General features: G+C 73.5%; 17 protein-coding genes. 12 read left to right on the top strand and 5 right to left on the bottom strand.

Annotated features, from left to right (window positions below; translation table 11 throughout):
- Positions 1 to 9 precede the first annotated feature (9 nt).
- Genes ACIBF7_RS19880 through ACIBF7_RS19830 form a run of 11 tightly spaced genes read left to right on the top strand, consistent with a single transcriptional unit; the run spans position 10 to position 9,871 of the window.
- On the top strand, positions 10 to 918 hold the full coding sequence (locus ACIBF7_RS19880; protein WP_148030029.1) for an ACP S-malonyltransferase: 909 nt from the start codon (positions 10 to 12) through the stop codon (positions 916 to 918).
- Positions 915 to 1,445: a phosphopantetheinyl transferase gene (locus ACIBF7_RS19875; protein ID WP_271279721.1), complete on the top strand. Its 531-nt coding sequence runs from the start codon at positions 915 to 917 to the stop codon at positions 1,443 to 1,445. Before ACIBF7_RS19880 ends, ACIBF7_RS19875 begins: the two co-directional genes overlap by 4 nt.
- Positions 1,438 to 2,295, top strand: a complete 858-nt coding sequence (locus ACIBF7_RS19870) for an ester cyclase (RefSeq protein WP_271279720.1) — start codon at positions 1,438 to 1,440, stop codon at positions 2,293 to 2,295. Before ACIBF7_RS19875 ends, ACIBF7_RS19870 begins: the two co-directional genes overlap by 8 nt.
- A gap of 35 nt (positions 2,296 to 2,330) precedes the next feature.
- Positions 2,331 to 3,131, top strand: a complete 801-nt coding sequence (locus ACIBF7_RS19865; protein WP_261808376.1) for an alpha/beta fold hydrolase — start codon at positions 2,331 to 2,333, stop codon at positions 3,129 to 3,131.
- Entirely contained in the window at positions 3,128 to 3,655 is a 528-nt protein-coding gene (locus ACIBF7_RS19860) for a 4'-phosphopantetheinyl transferase superfamily protein (RefSeq protein ID WP_345483254.1), read from the top strand. The genes ACIBF7_RS19865 and ACIBF7_RS19860 overlap by 4 nt, the downstream gene beginning before the upstream one ends.
- Positions 3,652 to 4,680 carry a nitrous oxide reductase family maturation protein NosD gene (locus ACIBF7_RS19855; RefSeq protein ID WP_397197770.1) on the top strand — a complete coding sequence of 343 codons (1,029 nt, stop codon included), beginning with the start codon at positions 3,652 to 3,654 and terminating at the stop codon, positions 4,678 to 4,680. Before ACIBF7_RS19860 ends, ACIBF7_RS19855 begins: the two co-directional genes overlap by 4 nt.
- Positions 4,677 to 5,615 carry an ABC transporter ATP-binding protein gene (locus ACIBF7_RS19850; RefSeq protein ID WP_397197769.1) on the top strand — a complete coding sequence of 313 codons (939 nt, stop codon included), beginning with the start codon at positions 4,677 to 4,679 and terminating at the stop codon, positions 5,613 to 5,615. The genes ACIBF7_RS19855 and ACIBF7_RS19850 overlap by 4 nt, the downstream gene beginning before the upstream one ends.
- Before the next feature lie 23 nt (positions 5,616 to 5,638).
- Positions 5,639 to 6,802: an ABC transporter permease gene (locus ACIBF7_RS19845; RefSeq protein ID WP_397197768.1), complete on the top strand. Its 1,164-nt coding sequence runs from the start codon at positions 5,639 to 5,641 to the stop codon at positions 6,800 to 6,802.
- Positions 6,799 to 7,950 carry an ABC transporter permease gene (locus ACIBF7_RS19840; protein WP_364236617.1) on the top strand — a complete coding sequence of 384 codons (1,152 nt, stop codon included), beginning with the start codon at positions 6,799 to 6,801 and terminating at the stop codon, positions 7,948 to 7,950. Before ACIBF7_RS19845 ends, ACIBF7_RS19840 begins: the two co-directional genes overlap by 4 nt.
- 22 nt (positions 7,951 to 7,972) lie before the next feature.
- Positions 7,973 to 8,851: a glucose-1-phosphate thymidylyltransferase RfbA gene (gene rfbA, locus ACIBF7_RS19835; RefSeq protein WP_364236620.1), complete on the top strand. Its 879-nt coding sequence runs from the start codon at positions 7,973 to 7,975 to the stop codon at positions 8,849 to 8,851.
- A gap of 15 nt (positions 8,852 to 8,866) precedes the next feature.
- A complete protein-coding gene (locus ACIBF7_RS19830) occupies positions 8,867 to 9,871 on the top strand; it encodes a hypothetical protein (protein WP_148030036.1) in 1,005 nt (334 codons plus the stop codon).
- Between the two features lie 49 nt (positions 9,872 to 9,920).
- On the opposite strand, the gene ACIBF7_RS19825 is transcribed toward ACIBF7_RS19830, so the two are convergent.
- The 3 genes from ACIBF7_RS19825 to ACIBF7_RS19815 are packed head-to-tail and all read right to left on the bottom strand — an operon-like array spanning position 9,921 to position 13,653.
- The gene (locus ACIBF7_RS19825) at positions 9,921 to 11,087 is read right to left on the bottom strand and encodes a cysteine desulfurase family protein (RefSeq protein WP_397197767.1); all 1,167 of its coding nucleotides are present in this window, start codon (positions 11,085 to 11,087) and stop codon (positions 9,921 to 9,923) included.
- Between the two features lie 5 nt (positions 11,088 to 11,092).
- Complete coding sequence (locus ACIBF7_RS19820; RefSeq protein WP_271279646.1) at positions 11,093 to 11,998, bottom strand: LPD16 domain-containing protein; 906 nt, start codon at positions 11,996 to 11,998, stop codon at positions 11,093 to 11,095.
- A gap of 5 nt (positions 11,999 to 12,003) precedes the next feature.
- The gene (locus ACIBF7_RS19815; protein WP_397197766.1) at positions 12,004 to 13,653 is read right to left on the bottom strand and encodes a condensation domain-containing protein; all 1,650 of its coding nucleotides are present in this window, start codon (positions 13,651 to 13,653) and stop codon (positions 12,004 to 12,006) included.
- 295 nt (positions 13,654 to 13,948) lie between these two features.
- Here ACIBF7_RS19815 and ACIBF7_RS19810 point away from each other — a divergent pair, with 295 nt between their 5' ends.
- Complete coding sequence (locus ACIBF7_RS19810) at positions 13,949 to 14,155, top strand: phosphopantetheine-binding protein (protein ID WP_222708855.1); 207 nt, start codon at positions 13,949 to 13,951, stop codon at positions 14,153 to 14,155.
- Positions 14,156 to 14,164: 9 nt separating this feature from the next.
- On the opposite strand, the gene ACIBF7_RS19805 is transcribed toward ACIBF7_RS19810, so the two are convergent.
- Complete coding sequence (locus tag ACIBF7_RS19805) at positions 14,165 to 15,673, bottom strand: amino acid adenylation domain-containing protein (protein WP_271279648.1); 1,509 nt, start codon at positions 15,671 to 15,673, stop codon at positions 14,165 to 14,167.
- 19 nt (positions 15,674 to 15,692) lie between these two features.
- Positions 15,693 to 17,063 carry a condensation domain-containing protein gene (locus tag ACIBF7_RS19800; protein ID WP_271279649.1) on the bottom strand — a complete coding sequence of 457 codons (1,371 nt, stop codon included), beginning with the start codon at positions 17,061 to 17,063 and terminating at the stop codon, positions 15,693 to 15,695.
- Positions 17,064 to 17,153 lie beyond the last annotated feature (90 nt).

Genomic DNA, 17,153 nt, shown 5'->3' with positions numbered 1-17,153 from the left:
GCTCACTTCATGTTCGGCTATCTCTTCCCTGGCCAGGGCACCGTACGGGTCGGCATGGGGGCGTGGCTGCGCCGCAGGCCGGTGGCCCGCGACCGGCTGGACGAGGTCGACGCGCTGCTGTCGCGGCCGATCTCGCCGCTGTGCGCGCGCGGCCCGCTCGACCGGCTGGTGTCGACCGAGCACGCCCAGGTGGCGGTGACCGCCTGCAACCTCGCCGCCCTGGCCGTGCTGACGGAAGAGGGGTACGAGCCCGCGGTCGTGGCCGGGCACAGCGTGGGCGAGCTGACCGCTCTGCACGCGGCGGGCGTGCTCGACCTGGCCGGGACCGTACGCCTGGTGGAGACGCGCGCCCGGCTCATGGCCGGTGCCGGGCGGATCGCGGGCGGTATGCGCGCGGTGATGGGGCTGTCCGCGGAGCGGGTGGAGGAGCTGGCGTCGGCGGCCGCGGCGCCGGGGGAGCCCGTCGTGGTGGGACTGGAGAACGCGCCCGGTCATGTGGTCGTCTCCGGTGCGGTCCCGGCTCTGGACCGGCTGGAGAAGCTCGCCACCGACGCCACCAAGATCGTGCCGCTCAAGGTGGGGGGCGCCTACCACTCCCCGCTCATGGCCGGCGCGGTGCCCGGCTGGGCGGCGGCGGTGGACGCGGCCCCGATGCGGGAGCCCCGCGTCCCCGTCGTGCCGAACGTCACCGGCGAGCCCACCACGGACCTCGGCGCGCTCCGCCGGGCGCTGGTGGCGCAGCTCACCGGCAGGGTCTTGTGGACCCGTACGGTCGGCGCGGTCGACGCGGTCGCGCCCGGGGTGGAGGTCGGCGACAGCAAGGTCCTGGCCGGGCTGTCCCGCCGGGCAGGGGCGCGCTGCCTGAGCATGGCCGATCCCGGCACCCTGCGCCGCCTGGCCAGGGAGGTGGCGGCGTGAAGCGCTGGGGCGGCGCGGCGGTCGGCTACGCCGGGCTCAGGCGGCCGGTGGAGCTGCTCGACGGGATGCGGGTCGAGGACGTCTTCACCTCCGCCGAGCGGGTGCGGTCGTCGGGGCGCACCCTGGACCACTGGGCCGGGCGGCTGGCCGGCAAGCGGGCGGTGCTGCGGCTCCTCGGCCTGCCGCCGACCGCGACCCACCTCGGCCAGGTCGAGATCCTGCCCCTGCCCACCCCGGCCTGCCAGGCCGGCGCGACCTGCCTGGACGGCCACCCCCCGGCCGTCCACCTGCACGCCGACCTTGCCCGGCGGACCGACCCCCGCGGCATCCGCGTCTCCATCAGCCACACCGGCAGCCACGCCCTGGCCGTCGCCCTCTCCTCCCCCCACCTCCCGGAGGACGACCGCCGCGTGGTGCGCGGCTCGACGGAGCGGGGTGGAGCGGAGGAGGACCGCCGGGGTGGGGTGGTGGAGGGCGTCGTGCCTTTCTCCTCCCGCCTTCTGGAGTGGGGAGGGGCGCGTGGGTGACGTGGAGGTGCGGAAGGTCGTGGAGGCGCAGCTGGCGGCCTGGAGCGCGGGGGATCCGGCGGCGGTGGCGGCCACGGTGGCGTCCTATGCCGATCCCGACTCGGGGGGCGTGCTGAGCGGTGACGGGCTGGCCGGGTACGCGGCGCGGGTGCTGGGGCGGTTCGCCGGTCAGCGGTTCCTCGTGGAGCGGATGGTGGGCGGGGAGGACGAGGTCGCCGTCTTCTGGACGTTGCGGGCCGATCATCGCGGGGCGTACCTGGGGATGCCGGCGACGAACGGGACCGTCACGGTGTCCGGCACCGACCTGGTGACGCTCGACCACGACGGCGCGCACGTCCGCAGGAGCTACGACAGGCTCGCGCTCGCCGAGGCGCTCGGTTACGCGGCGCGATTCGTACCGGCCGCTGACGAGACCCGCCAGTACGGCATGAGCGCCAGGGTTCCCACGGGCCGCACCGAGCGCCCCGGCGCGCTGGTGCTGACCTGGCTGGAGATCCGCGACGACGCGGAGGCCGCCGACGTGGACCTGCTCAGCGTGGAGATCGTCAAGTCGCTGCGGGCGTCGCGCGGCTTCCTCGGGGCGGCCACCTTCGACGCCGGCGACCGCAAGTTCACGCTGAGCGCCTTCGACCGGCCGGAGTCGCTGCGCGCGGTGCACGCCCGGCCGCACCAGCGGGCCATGCGCCGCTTCTTCAGGAGCGGCCTGTGCACCCGCGTGCACACCAGCGTCTGGTACCCCGCCTCCGCGCGGGACTACGCCCGCTGCCCAAGCTGCGCCGCCGTCGTCGCGACCCGCGAAGGCGCGGCGTGCGCGTGCGGGTGGACCCCGGAGGACGCCGCCACGCTGTGATGCCCGAGCCCCCTGCGAACCATGTGGAGACGGAAGTGACCGGAGCCTCGATGATGGACTTCACCGCCGAGCACCGGCTCGGCGACAGCCCCAGGCCCGCCGTGGTGTTCATGTCCGCGCTGTTCGCGGGAGGCTGGATCTGGGAGCACCCCTACCGCCACCTGGAGCGGGCCGGCCTGCCGGTGCTGCGTACGAACGAGGCTATCTGCGCGCTCGACCGCCGGGTCGCCGGCTCGATCGAGCGGCTCGGCGACGCACTGCTGCGCGCCTGCGACGAGGCGGGGGCCGGCGAGATCATCCTGTGCGCCAACTCGCTGGGCGGCCTGGTCGCCATCGACCTGGCGGGCCGCCGCCCCGACCGGGTGCTCGGCATCGTGGTCAGCGGCGCGCCCGGCCTCACCGCCGACCCTGACGTCGGCCTCAGCTTCGACCGGCGGGGGAGCGTGCGGCCGTTCGGCGACGAGTTCGGCGAGCGCATGGTGGCCGCGCTGTTCCACGGCGGGCGCAGCCTGTTCTCCGACGACCGCATGGCGGAGGTCGGCGACATGCTGCGGCGGCCCGAGTCCATGGTGAGCATGGCCCGCAGCCTCAAGGCCACCCGCGGGTACCGGGTGCGGGCGGCGCTGGACCGCGTGTCCTGCCCGGCCATGTACCTCTGGGGCAGGCACGACAGGATGACGCCCGTGGATCCGTGGCTGGAGGTGCTGGCCGGCTACCCGGGCAACGAGATCCTGCTCGTGGAGGACTGCGGGCACATCCCGATGGTCGAGCGCGCCGACGAGTACACCGCCGCGCTGATGCCCTTCGCGGACCGCTGTTCCGGGGCGTTGGCGTGAGCGCCGGCGCCGCCCTCATGGGCGTGGACATCGTGGAGGTCGACCGGATCGCCCGCGCGGCCCGCCGGGGCGGGGACGTGTTCGCCCGCCGGCTCACCACCGCCGCCGAGCGCGCGCTGGGGCCCGGACCGGCCGCGTTCTCCGTCAAGGAGAGCCTCATCAAGGCCGTGGGCAGCCGGCCTCCCGGGTTCACCTGGCACGACTTCGAGGCCGAGGCCCGCCCGCCGTCCGGCTGGAGCGCCTCCCTGCTGGAGGAGGCGGCCGGCGAACTGGCCGCCTCGACCGGGCTGCGGCTGACCGGAGGCGCGGCGTACACGGTCCGGGGCGCGAGCGGCCGGGCCGCCCTGGCGCGGCTGCGCCCAGCCCCGGACGGCGCGGGCCGAACCCTCGCCGGGACCGCGGCGGGTGCGGCCCGACGGCGGAGCGGCGACGGCGGGATCGTGGCCGGGGCCGCCCGCTGGGGGAGCGGCGACGGCCTGTTCGTATCGCTGGCGATCGTGTTCGTGGACGGGAGCGTGGGATGACGCGGACGATGACGGTACGGCCCGGGGAGTCGATCCAGCGGGCGCTGGACGAGGCGGGCCCGGGGGCGCGGATCTCGCTGGCGGAGGGCGTCCACCGGCAGCACGTGTGGATCAGGCACCCGGGGGTGACCCTGACCGGGGCCGGGGCCGGCCGGACCGTGCTGGCGCCCGGCGAGGGCGGGCCGGTCGGCGTGCCCAGGTTGCACGACGCGGGCGACGACGTGGTCAGCGGCGTGACCGTGCACGGCGAGGGCGTCGCCGACGTGCGGGTGGAGAAGCTGTCCGTGCGCGGCTTCTCCGGGGCGGGGATCTACGCCCACACCGTCTCCGGCGTGACCGTCCACGAGGTGACCGCCGAGGACAACGCCGTGTGGGGCGTCTACCTGCGCGAGTCGAGCGGCTGCGCGGTGACCGGCTGCCGGGCCTCGGGCAGCCAGTACGGCGGCGTCGCCCTCAGCTTCTGCCCCCGCTCCGGCGCGCTGCTCGACGGCAACGAGACCTTCGCCAACGCCTTCGGCATCTTCGTCGACAACTCCTCCGGCGCGCGGGTGGTGCGCAACTCCTGCCACGGCAACGCGATCGGCGTGCTGCTGCTCAACCAGGTCTACGAGGGCGAGCCGGAGGGAGGCGTGCGCGACTGCCTGGTCGCCGGCAACGACCTGTACGGCAACGACCTGGCCGCCGGCGTGGAGCCGGACGGCCTCGGCGCGGCGGGGCCGCCGATCTCCGGCGTCGGCCTGGCGCTGATCGGCACCCACCGGGTCAGCGTCGTCGACAACCACATCCACGACAACCACCCCAGCGGGGAGTCCGTGATGGGGGCGGGGTTCGTGATGGGCTCCTCCAAGGAGTGGGGCGGCGACGACGCCCTGGACAACCACATGCTGTGGAACCGGATCACCGGCAACAGCCCGCTCGATTTCCAGCTCGGCACCGACCTGGCGCGGCAGGTGTTCGCCGGGAACGTCGCCGACAAGGGCGAGCCGCCCGGGCTGACCGCCGCCGAGGGCTGGGGCCCGCGGTGACGGCCACGCTGGCCTGCGAGGGCCTGCGCAAGAGGTACGGGGACGTGACGGCGGTCGAGGACGTCGGCTTCTCGATAGCGCCGGGCCAGGCCTACGGCCTGCTCGGGCCGAACGGCGCCGGCAAGACCACGACGATCTCCATGCTCGTCGGCCTGCTGCGCCCCGACGCCGGCACCGTCCTGGTCGGCGGCACGGACCTGGCGGCCGACCCGAGGCGCGCCAAGGCGAGGATCGGCTACGTCCCGCAGGAGATCGCCCTGTACCCGGAGTTGACCGGCCGCGAGAACCTGCGCTTCTTCGGCAGGCTGTTCGGCCTGCCCCGGCGCGGGCTCGCCGCCCGGATCGAGGAGGTGCTCGACCTGATCGGGCTGTCCGACCGGGCCGACGGCAGGCTGGACACCTACTCCGGCGGGATGCGGCGGCGGATCAACATCGGCGCCGCCCTCCTGCACCGCCCCGACGTGCTGATCCTGGACGAGCCCACCGTGGGGGTGGACCCGCAGAGCCGCAAGGCGATCCTCGACGGCCTGGAGCTCCTGGTCGGCGACGGCATGTCGCTGCTCTACACCTCCCACTACATGGAGGAGGTCGAGCGGGTCTGCGACCGGGTGGCGATCATCGACCACGGCCGGATCATCGCCGAGGGCACCAGGCGCGAGCTGATCGCCATGGTCGGCAGCGCCGACAAGATCGAGCTGGTGCTCGACGGGGACGTGGAGGCGGCCTACGCCAAGCTCCGCACCGTCGAAGGCGTCATCGAGGCGGCCAGGACCGGCGCCGAGTCCGTACGGCTGATCGCCGAGGGCGGCAGATACCTGCTGCCCGCGCTGATCTCCGCCGTGGAGGGCAGCGCCACCGTCACCGCCACCCAGGTCATCGAGCCCGACCTCGAGGCGACCTTCCTGCACCTCACCGGCACCTCCTTACGGGACTGACCATGTGGCGGGCGATGCTCACGGTGAGCGCACTCGAACTGCGCACCCGGCTGCGCGACGGCACCGCGATCGTCATCGCGGTGATCGTGCCGGTGACGCTGGCCACCCTGTTCGGCCTGGCGCTCGGCGGCGACGATCCGCCGCTGCGCGCCACGGTCGGCTTCGTGGACCTGGACCACGGCGAGTTCCCCGCCTCGGTGCGCCGCGAGGTGCTGGCCTCGGAGGAGCTGGAGGGGGCGGTGACCCTGCGCGACCTGCCCGGCGAGGAGCAGGCGCGGCGGGCGCTGGACGCCGGGGAGATCGGCTCGGCCATCGTGTTCCCCGCCGGGTTCAGCCAGAGCGTGGGGGCCGGGCGCGGTGGCGACGTCGCGGTGCTCACCTCGCCGGAGTCGCCGCTGGCCGGGGTGGTCGCGGGCGCCGTCGTGGACCGGATCTCGGCGGTGGTGGACGCCAGGACCCTCGCCGTGCACGCGGTCCTGCTCGCCGGAGTGCCCGGCGAGCGGGTCAAGGAGCTGGTGGAGCGGAACGGGGCCGCGGGTCCCGCGCTCACCCTGGCCGAGGACCCGCTCTCCGGCGGCAAGGTGGACCTGTCGGTCTACTACGGCTCCGGCATGGCGGCGCTGTTCGCCTTCTTCGTGGTGGGCGCCTCGTTCCGCGGCCTGCTGACCGAGCGCAAGCTCGGCACCCTGGACCGGATACGGGCCGGTCCGGTCGCGGCGTGGGTGCCGGTCGCCGGCAAGGGAGTCGTCGGGTTCGGGCTGGGCGTGGTCAGCGTCTGCGTCTGCTGGGCCTCCTCCACGCTCATCTTCGGCACCACCTGGGGGGATCCGGTCGCGGTGTTCGCGGTGCTGGTCGCGCACGTGCTGGCCACCGCCGCGATCACCATGCTGGTGGCCAGCCGGGTGCGGACCGACGCGCAGGCCGACGGGGTGATCATGGTCGTCTCGTTCGTGGCGGCGTTCTTCGGCGGCAGCCTGGTCCCGCTCTACGACCTTCCCGAGCCGCTGCGCGCGGTGGCGCTGCTCACCCCGAACGGCTGGACCTCCACGGCGCTGACCGAGCTGGCGGGCGCGGGCGCGGCGGGTTCCGTCGGCGCGGTGGCCGGCCCGATCGGCGTGCTGTGCACCATCGCGCTGGCGGCGGGCGGGACGGCCGTCGCCGGCTTCAGGAAGGGACTGCTGCTATGAGCGGACGCCCGCGGCCGGTGGCGGCGCTCGTGGCCGCCAACCTGCGACGCCTCACGCGCGACCGGGTCGGCCTGTTCTTCATGGTGATCATGCCGTTCGTGTCCATCGCGTTCGTCGGGATGGCGCTCGGCGGTGGCACCGCCGGCTCCGACCGGCTGCCCGTCGGCGTCGTCGCCGAGGGCTCGGACCCGGTCACCACCGCCGTGCTGGCCGAGCTGCGCCGCCATCCGGACCTGACGGTGATCCCCATGGACGACGCCGCCGACCTGCGCTCCGGCGTACGGGAGGGATCGCTGGCGGCGGGCCTGGTCGTCCCCTCCGGCTCGACCCGGCTGGAGCTGGTCATGACCGGGACCAACGGCAGCGGGATGGCCGCGCGCGGCGCGGTGGACGTCTCGGTGAGCCGGGTGGCCGCCGTGCTGGAGGCCACCAGGGCGGCGACCGCCGCGGGCGCCACCGAGACCGAGGCCGCCGAGTACGTGCGGCAGGCCCAGGCCGAGGCCGGCCGGGTCTCGGTGAACGACTCCGCCACGACCGGCGGCGACCCGCGCGGCTTCGCCTACACCGCCCCGGCCAACCTGCTGCTGTTCACCTTCATCAACTCCATGGCGGTCGCCGCGGCGCTGGTGGAGAGCCGCAGGCTGGGCATGCTGCAGCGGGCGCTCACCGCCCCCGTGCGGCAGCGGTCGGTGCTGTTCGGCGAGGCGGTGAGCAGGTTCCTGGTGGCCGCCGCCCAGGCCGTGCTGATCATGGTGGTGAGCTCGCTGGCGTTCGGCGTCTCGTGGGGCGACCCGCTCGCCGTGGCCGTCGTCGTGGGCGTGTTCGCGCTGGTCGCCACCGGCGCCGCGATCCTGGTGGGCACGCTGCTGCGCTCGCCCGACCAGGCGCCCGCGATCGGCCCGCCGCTCGGCGTCGTGCTGGGCATGCTGGGCGGCTGCCTGTGGCCGCGCGAGGCCTCGGGCGAGGTCATCAACGCCATCGGCCACGCCTTCCCGCACGCCTGGGGCATGGACGCGCTGCTCACGCTCACCCGGCCGGGCACCGGGCTCGGCGCGGTCCTGACCGAGGTGGCCGTGCTCGCCGGGATGGCCGTCCTGCTGCTGGGCGGCTCCCTGGTCCTGTTCGACCGGCGCACCCGGGTCACCTGAACGCCGGGAGGGGATGGTTCGCATGAAGGGGATACTGCTCGCCGGGGGGCGCGGCACGCGGCTGCTGCCCGCGACGCTGGCGGTCTCCAAGCAGCTCCTGCCCGTCAACGACAAGCCGCTGATCTACTTCCCGCTGTCGGTGCTGATGCTGGCCGGGATCCGCGACATCCTGCTGATCTCCACGCCGCAGGACCTGCCGCAGGTCCGCCGGCTCCTCGGCGACGGCTCCCGGCTCGGCCTCCGCCTCACCTACGCCGAGCAGGCGGAGCCCAACGGGATCGCCGAGGCGCTCGTGCTCGGCGCCGACCACCTGGGCGGCGAGCCGGTCGCGCTCATCCTCGGCGACAACGTCTTCCACGGCTACAACTTCCAGGAGCTGCTGCGCGAGGAGTGCCGCGCCGTCGACGGCTGCGTGCTGTTCGGCTACCCGGTACACGACCCGCACCGGTACGGGATCGCCGAGACCGACGCCGGCGGCCGGCTGCTGTCCATCGAGGAGAAGCCGGAGCGGCCCAGGTCCAACCGGGCGATCGTCGGCCTCTACCTCTATGACGGCGATGTCGTGGACATCGCCAAGAACCTCACCCCGTCGGCGCGCGGCGAGCTGGAGATCACCGACGTCAACCGCGCCTACCTGGAACAGGGGAGGGCGAAGCTGGTCGACCTCGGCCGCGGCTTCGCCTGGCTCGACGCCGGGACCCCCGACTCGCTGCTGCAGGCGGGCCAGTACGTCCAGCTACTGGAACGCCGGCAGGGAGTGCGCATCGCGTGCCTGGAGGAGATCGCTCTCCGTATGGGCTACATCGACGCCGAGGCCTGTCATCGGCTCGGCGTCGAACTCGAGAAGTCCACCTACGGCCAGTACGTCATCTCGGTGGCCGAGCAGTTCATGAACAGGTGAGAGGAAGACCGATCGATGAGTGTGACGACATTGTTCCCGGGCAGATCGCCCGCCTTCGGCGATCTGGTGACCGACGTGTACCGCTACGCCTCCCGCAAGGGCGTGATCGAGGCCGTCGAGGTGGCCGCGGAAGATCTCGGCTTGACCGTCCGCGACGTGCGCGAGGCGGTGGCGAACCTGGTGGAGAGCCGGCTGCTCAGGGTCGACGACAGCGAGGGCGTACGGTTCGTGCCGGTGGACCCCGAGCTGGCCGCCGCCTCCCTGGTTTCCTCGGTGGAGCGGGAGATCTACCAGCGCCGCGAGCTGATCGACCAGATCCGCGAGCGGATGGGGGCGTTGCAGTCGGAGTACGCCGGCGCCGGCCGAGGTTCGGCGGCCGGCGCGGTGGAGTATCTCGTGGGGGCCATGGAGGTGCGCGGCTTCCTGAAGACGGCCGGCGACGCCTGCCGCGACGAGGTGCTGGCGATGCAGGCCGGTGGCGGCGACGTCGAGGACCTGTCACAGATGTATCTGACGCTGCTGGCCAGAGGGGTGACGGTGCGCCTCATCTGCCAGCACCGCAACCGGGCCGACGTGTCCACCCGGATGCTCCTGAAGCGGCTGACGGACGCCGGCGCGGCGGTCTTCACCGTCAGCCACGTCCCCAGGTCGGCGGTCGTCTTCGACCGGGCGCTGGTCGTCATGTTCGGCGTGGAGGACGACGGGGAGGCGAGCGTCGCCCGGGTGCACAACCACGGCATCGCGCAGTTCCTGCTGGACCTCTTCAACCACCTGTGGGAGACCGCCACCCCGCTGGAGGGCGTCGAGGTCGGCTACGCCAACGTGGCCGACGACCTGCAGCAGGCCATCGCGGCGCTGATGGCCAAGGGCTACACCGACGAGGTCGTGGCCAGGAAGCTCGGCATGTCGGTGCGCAGCTGCCGCAGGCACATCGCCTCGCTGATGCGCGACCTGGACGCGACCAGCAGGTTCCAGGCCGGGGTGCAGGCCGCCAGGAGATACCTCGGGGCCGCCGGTTGACGTCCCGTCCGCCGCGTTCCCGGGAACGCGGCGGACGGACGGTCTCTTCCTATCTGCGGGGCCCGTCCAGTGCCACGACCACGTCGGCGAGCGCGCGGGCCCGCTCCAGGACCAGTTCGAGGCCCCGTACGAGGTCCTCGGCGGGCAGCCGGGAATCCAGGCAGATCCGCACGGAGCTGTTGGCGTTTTCCGCGTCCAGGCCGATGGCCGTCAGGACGTGGGACGGCTCCTGGGAGCCGGAGTTGCACGCCGAACCGGTCGACAGCGCCACCGAGCGCAGGCTCGACACCAGGCTCTCGCCGCGCACGCCGGGCAGCACGACGTTCAGCACGTGGGGGACGCCGCCGTCCGGGTCGCCGTTCACGCGGACGCAGGGGAAGCCGGTCATGAGCATCTCCAGCGCCGTCGCGCGCAGCTCGCGCACCCGCCGCGTCCCGGCGGCCATCCCGGCCGACGCCAGCTCGCACGCCTTGCCCATGCCCACCACGAGGTGGGTCGGGATCGTGCCGCTGCGCAGCGCGTACTGCCCGCCGCCGAACAGCACGGGCCGCAGCCGGTGCCGGATCTCCGGGCGCACGTACAGCGCGCCGACGCCCTTGGGACCGCGGATCTTGTGCCCCGACATCGACATGGTGTCGATCCCGGCCTCCCGGACGTCGACCGGGATCCGGCCCGCCGCCTGGGCGCCGTCCACGTGCAGCATGGCGCCGGCCTCGTGGCAGAGCGCGGCCATCGAACGGACGGGCTGGACGGTGCCGATCTCGCTGTTGACCCAGGAGGCGGTGGCCACCCGGGAGAACGGGTCGAGCAGGCCCGCCAGGTGGCCGAGGTCGACCCGGCCGTCCGGGCGCACCCGCATCGTCCTGACGTCCAGGCCGCGCCCGGCCAGCGCGCGGCCGATCGACAGCGAGGACTTGTGGTCGGTGGGGCAGACGGCGGCGTTGACCGGGGCGCGGTCCTCGTGGCCGAACATGCCGAGCAGCGCGAGGTTGTTGCTCTCGGTCGCGCCGGAGGTGAACACGAGGTCCGCGGGGTCCGCGCCGATGAGCCGGGCGACCGACTCGGTGGCGCCGTCCACGGCCCGCCGGGCGCGCTTGCCCAGCAGGTGCGGGGACGACGGGTTGCCGAAGTCCTCCCGCAGGAAGGGCAGCATCGCGTCGACCACCTCGTCGTCGACACGGGTCGTGGCGCAGTTGTCCAGGTAGATGACCTTCATGATGATCAGCTCCTGAAGGTGCTGACCGAGACGAGGTTGCCGTAGATCTCGTCCTCGGACATCTCACCGCTGCCGCCGGGGTCGGCGATGACCACCCGCATGCCGCGCAGGCCGTACAGGCTCAGCGCGATCTCCACGCCGGTCTGCACCGGCATCAGGCACTCACCCGGCGCGAAGATCAGGATCGTGCGGTGGCCGGCCCGGTGCACCTCGGCGATCATCTCGGTGATCTCGCCGGCGCAGCCGGTCACGCCGCAGCTGATCAGCGTGCGGTAGTTGCCGTCGGCGTCGACGAACGCCACCTCGGTGTCCCGGACGCCCTCCTCCGGCTCGTCGGCGCCGAGGAACCGCTTCTCCAGCAGGCCCTGCTTGACGAACTTGTCGGCCGCCTTCTGGAAGCGGTACTTCAGCCAGGTCTCGGGGAAGGCGAGCGGGTGCTTGCGGCTGGGCAGGACGAGGTCCTCGGACAGGCCCGCGGCGGCCAGGTCGTCGCGGTATCCGGCGGGCAGCCCGGTGAACCCCTCGAAGAACTCCGCGCGCAGCTCGGAGGCCGGACGGCCCGTCCTGGGCACGTACTGCCAGTCGTTGATCAGCAGCAGCAGCCGGGCTCCGACGCCGGACTCGACGTAGGGCCTGGCCAGGTCCGCCGCGAGGCGCCAGGTGTAGCCGGGGAAGATCCCCACGCGGCCGGCGACGCGGCGGCGCATGGTCTCGTCGTGCTGCTCCTCGATGACGCCGGGGACGAGGCGGCCGGTGGCGTCGTCCTCGAAGAGCATGAAGTGGCCGCCCATGATGACCGGCTCGCCGAGGTCCTGGCCGGCCAGTTCGTGGCCGATCGCCTCGCGGAGCTCCTGTTCTGATGCCACGAGCCGGTGAGTCTTGGTCACCCGGTCGCTGAGAACGTTACCCATGATCTTTACACTCCGAGTTTCTGGTGGGTCGGGAGTAAGGGCTCGGCGGGGCGTACCGGGGCCAGCAGGCCGGCCAGAGTCGCCAGGGGCGTGGGCTCGGCCAGCGCGCGCGGCGTCAGGCCCGCCCAGCCGTGTTCGCGGAGGCGGGCCAGCACCTCGGGCGCTCGCAGGACTCGGCCCCCGGCGAGGACGTAGCTGTCCGACGGGTCGACGCGGCCGAGCCCGTGCACCTCGGACACCGCCCGCACCAGCTCCGCCACTGCCTCAGGAGAGACCTCGGTGGCCGGCCCGGTCGCGTACGGTGACGCGCTGGGCGGGGTGAAGCCGGCCAGCGCGGCCACCTCGCTGACGCGCAGGTCGGTGGACGGGTCGTCGTGGGCGAGCACCAGGGCCTCGTGGCCGCGCAGGAACGCCTCCACGGCGGCCGCGTCCATGATCGAGGATGCCGCCTGGAGCGCGAGCACGACCGCGTCGCGCCACTCGTCGATCCGCATGTACGTGTCCGCGCCGTAGTGCGACCACGCCTCCGGCGCCCGGTTCCAGGTGAACGTGGTGCGCCTGCCCTTGTAGACCAGGGTGCGCTGGTTGAGGAAGTTGACCTCCGAGCCCAGCCGTACCGGCACGCCGCGCCGGGAGCCCTCGCGGGACACCAGCTCGACGACCTCGTCATAGGGCACGTACGCGTGACGGGCGGCCTGCTCGCTCTCGGCGGCCACCCGCCGCACCAGCTCGCTGAACGGCGGGTCGTCGGAGCAGTCCACCCGCATCAGCATCGGGGAGAACATGCAGGTCAGCACGTCCTGGTAGGCGTGCGACCCGCGGTTGCCCGCGAAGGCGAGCTGCCCGACCGCGCCCTGGCCGGTGTAGGCGGCCAGCAGGGCGGTGTGAGCGGCCAGGTGCACCGCCGACGGCCACACCTTGTGCCGGATGGCGATCCGCCGCCCGGCCTCCAACAGCGACGGCGACGTCAACGTCGCGTGCCGAGCCTCCTGCGGCGCGTGCCGGGCGGCCGAAGGCGAAGTCGGCGTCGCGTAGCGGGCCTCTTCTGGCGGCTCCGGCGTGCGGCGGGTGGCGAACGGGTCGGCGGGGAGCAGCGCTACCTGCTTCTCCCAGTACGCCAGCGCCTCGGCGGCCAGGGCGGCGGCCTCGGCCGACGCCTCCCAGCGGGCCAGGTCCGCGGGCTGGTGCCGCACCGGCGGCAGGGAGGCGGGGCGGCGGGAGGCGATGCCCTGCGCCTGCGCCCACAGCTCCTGCTCGATCCTCTCCAGCGTCCACATGTCGACGGCCAGGTGGTTGAAGACCACGACGACCTGCTTGGGAGCACCCCCGGAGGTGATGACGCAGGCGCGGATCGGCCACTCGGCGGCCAGGTCGAACGGCCTGCCCGTCAGGTCCTCGACCACCTCGGCCGGGCTGGGCGTGCCGTCCCGCTCCACGCTCGCCTGGACGATGGGCCAGGGGCCGGGGGCGTGCACCCGCTGCCGCGGGCCGCCGTCGGCGTGGAAGGTGGTGCGCAGCGCCTCGTGCCGGCGGGTCAGGGAGGTGAGCATCGCCCGGCAGTGGGCCACCGTGAGGCTCGGCGGTATGGAGAAGCGCAGCAGGATGTGCGACTCGGGCTGGTGCCGGGGCGGCAGCTGGTGAATCCTCAGCCACATGTAGCGATGCCCCCAGCAGAGGTTCGCGGACTTGACAGCGGACAATTGGGACCTCCACCGCCGCGCATGTGAGGGACAGGCCGACATGATTGAGAATTCGCCGCCGGGACGCGTATGACAACCCGTCGCCACTGGCCGGAACAGACCGCCACTACCTGCCAGTGGCGGGCCGGCCCGCCGCCTTGACCGGTGCCGCGTGAGACGTCGAGAATCGATACGAGCAGACTTTATTTGTGAGGTCCCGATGGCGATTTTTGAAATACCTCACGATTTCCAGAATATTCTGCGGTCGCATTTGCCCTTCGCCGACTCGGGGGCGCTGTCGGGCTTCGACGACCTGGCCGGCCTCGGTCTCGACTCGATGGGCGTGGTGCGGCTGATCGTGGACATCGAGGACGCCTACGGCGTCCAGGTGCCCGACGAGATCCTGGACGAGAGGACGTTCGCCACCGTGGGCTCGCTGTGGGAGGCCCTGTCGCCGCTGGTGACCCGCGGCCCGTGAGGCCTCCCTTCAGCCGCGCAGGGCGCCCGCCACCGCACGCCGATCCACCTTGCCGTTCGCGTTGAGCGGGAGTTCCCCCAGTACGGTGACCGAGCGCGGCACCATGTACCCGGGCAGCACCGCGGCGACCCCCTTGGCCAGGGCCACCGCGTCCAGCCCGTGACCGGTGCAGGCCGCCTCCAGTTCGAGCTCCCCGTCCGCCCCCGGCAACGCGACGACGACGGCCTCGTGCACGCCCGGCAGGCCGCGCAGCGTCGCCTCGATCTCGCCCAGCTCCACCCGGTGGCCGGAGATCTTCACCTGCTGGTCCAGCCGGCCGAGGTGCACCAGCAGGCCGTCCCGCCAGGCGACCCGGTCGCCGGTCCGGTACCAGGACTCCCCGGTCACCGGCTCGCCGTCGCGGGCGCGTACCCCGTCGAACGAGGTGAACCGGCCGGCGTCGTCGGCCGGGTCGGCGTAGCCGGGGAAGCGCTGCACCCCGCGCAGGCACAGCTCGCCCTCCGCCGCGGGCCGCCCGTCGCCGTCGAGCAGCACGTGCTCGACCCCCGGGTACGGCAGGCCGATGGGCACGGTGCCGTTGGCCGTGCGCGGCCAGCCGGCCGGGTCGGCGGGCAGCCGGTACTGGGTGCAGCTGATGGTCAGCTCGGTCGGGCCGTACAGGTTCTCCAGCACGCTCTCCGGCGCCGCCGCCTGCCACGCGGCGGCCTGCCGCAGCGACAGCGGCTCCCCGCAGAACAGGCTCCAGCGCAGCGACGGCATGGCGGCCGGCGTCAGGCGGCGCAGCCGCATGGCCAGCGACACCACCGAGGGCACCGAGAACCAGTGGGTCAGCCGTTCCCTGTTCACGAACGCGACCGGCTTGAGCAGGTCGTACCTGCCGGGGACGACCAGCGTCGCGCCGCCGCCCCAGGTGGCGAACATGTCGAAGACGGACAGGTCGAAGGTCAGGTCGAAGGTCTGGGAGACCCGGCAACCGGGACCCAGCCCGTACCGCGGGACGACGTGCGAGAGATAGGCGTCGACGCTCCGGTGCCGCACCGGCACGCCTTTGGGCGTGCCGGTCGAGCCCGAGGTGAACAGCACGTACGCGAGACCGTCCGGATCGGCCGCACCCGCGGCCGTCAGGGGAGCGGCCAGGCCGTCGGTGTCCAGCGACAGCACGGGGGCGGGCAGCTCCGGCGGCGGGTGCGCCGTCGCGTCGGCCAGCACCACGTCGAGCCCGGCGGTGGCGGCCACGGTGCGGTTGCGCGCGCCGGGCACGGCCGGGTTCAGCGGCACCGTGGTGGCGCCGAGCCGCTGGATCGCCAGGTAGCCGGCGAAGGCGAGCGGGGTGCGCGCCGCGTACAGGCCGGCCCTGGCAGGAGGGCCGTCGCAGGCGCGGACCAGCTCCGCCGCCAGGCGCGCGGACAGCGCGTCCAGCTCGGCGTAGGTGAGACGGACGCCGCCGGTCTCCAGCGCGATCCGGTCGCCGTACCGCGCCGCGGAACCGGCGAACCACTGGTACAGGGTGCGTGCCACGGGTGTCTCCGATCGTCGGTCAGCTCGCGCGCGCCGCCCGCTCGGGCAGCTCGCGGGGGAACAGCGCCTCCGGGAGGTCCCAGCCGTGCCCGCTCCACAGGTCCTTCAGCACCCGGGCGGGGTCGGTCACCGCGAGCTGCAGGCCGAGCGCCAGCGTCCGCATGATGTCGACCATCGCCTCCGGGGGCAGGACGTCGGGGTCGGCCAGCATCAGCACGCGGGTCTCGCCGTCGTCCACCTCGACGCGGACCCGGAACGCCTGCCCGTAGCTCTGGGCCAGCGGCGTCCACCGCAGCGTCGCGGGCGTCTGGTCGGCGGGGTCGGCGGGGCGCCGGTCCACCTGGACGTAGTTGAACCAGGCACGGAACAGGTGGTTGACCCAGCAGTCGTGACCGGGGTCCTCCCCGGCCCGCGCGGCCATCGCCGTGACCTGGTCGAAGTCGTAGCAGGAGTGGCGGTAGGCCTTGGCGCCGGCCCAGTGCAGGCGCTTGATGTGCTCGGCGAGCGTGGCGCCGCGGTCCACGGCGGTGACGAAGGGGATGAGCTGGTTCATCGTGCCGATGTTGTGCTGGTCCTCCTGGGCGAACCGGTTGGACGACATCAGGCTCATCGTGACCCGGTCGGTGTCGAGATGGCGGGCCAGGCCCGCGGCCACGAAGGCCATGATCACGGCCGGCGGGGTGACGCCGTGCGTCCTGCCCGCCTGCGCGGCCAGCCCGCCCAGGCGGCGGGAGGTCAGCGTCAGCTCCAGCCGCTCCTTCTCGGTACGCGCCGGCAGCGTCGGCAGCCGGTCCGTGAGGCCGCCGGCCAGCACGTCGCGCCAGTAGCGCTCGGAGGCGGCCTGCCTGGGCCGCCACGACTCCTCCCGCTGCCTGCGCGCCAGCTCGCGCGGGGTGAAGCCGGTCTCGACGGCGGCGCCGGAGCCCGCCACCAGGGCCTTGAACTGGTCCTGAAGGTGATGGATCGACCACACGTCGACGATCAGGTGCGAGAAGGTCAGGCTGAGGTACATCGGCGCGCCCCGGTAGGTGACCATCAGCGCGCGCCAGTTCAGGTCGCCGGTCATCGGGAACGGGATCGCCAGCCGCTCCAGCTTGACCCGCTCGTGCTCGGTGGGGTCGGCGACCTGGCGGTCCACCCGCTCGACGGGCAGCCGCACCTCCTCGTGGACGCGCTGCACCGGCAGGCCGTCGCGCAGGTGGTAGGTGGTGCGCAGCGTCTCGTGCCGCCGGACGAGGCGTTCGAGTGCCCGGTCCACCAGCGCGGGGGACAGGCCGCGCAGGTCCCACGTCGACGGCAGGTTCGCCTCGTGACCCCAGCCCGGCGGGTAGCGCTCGATCTCGCGCCAGCTGAAGAGCTGGCCGTGACTCAGGGGTGCCTCGACCGACATGTGCTCTCCTCGAACCGGCTTTCTCCGCTCGTTATTCATCGCGGACGGGAAGCGCCCCGGTCAAGGCCTCGCGCGATGGCAAGTAATGGC

Source organism: Nonomuraea sp. NPDC050478 (assembly GCF_044458265.1).
GTDB classification, from domain to species: domain Bacteria; phylum Actinomycetota; class Actinomycetes; order Streptosporangiales; family Streptosporangiaceae; genus Nonomuraea; species Nonomuraea ferruginea.
This window is presented reverse-complemented; position numbering and strand designations above follow the sequence as displayed.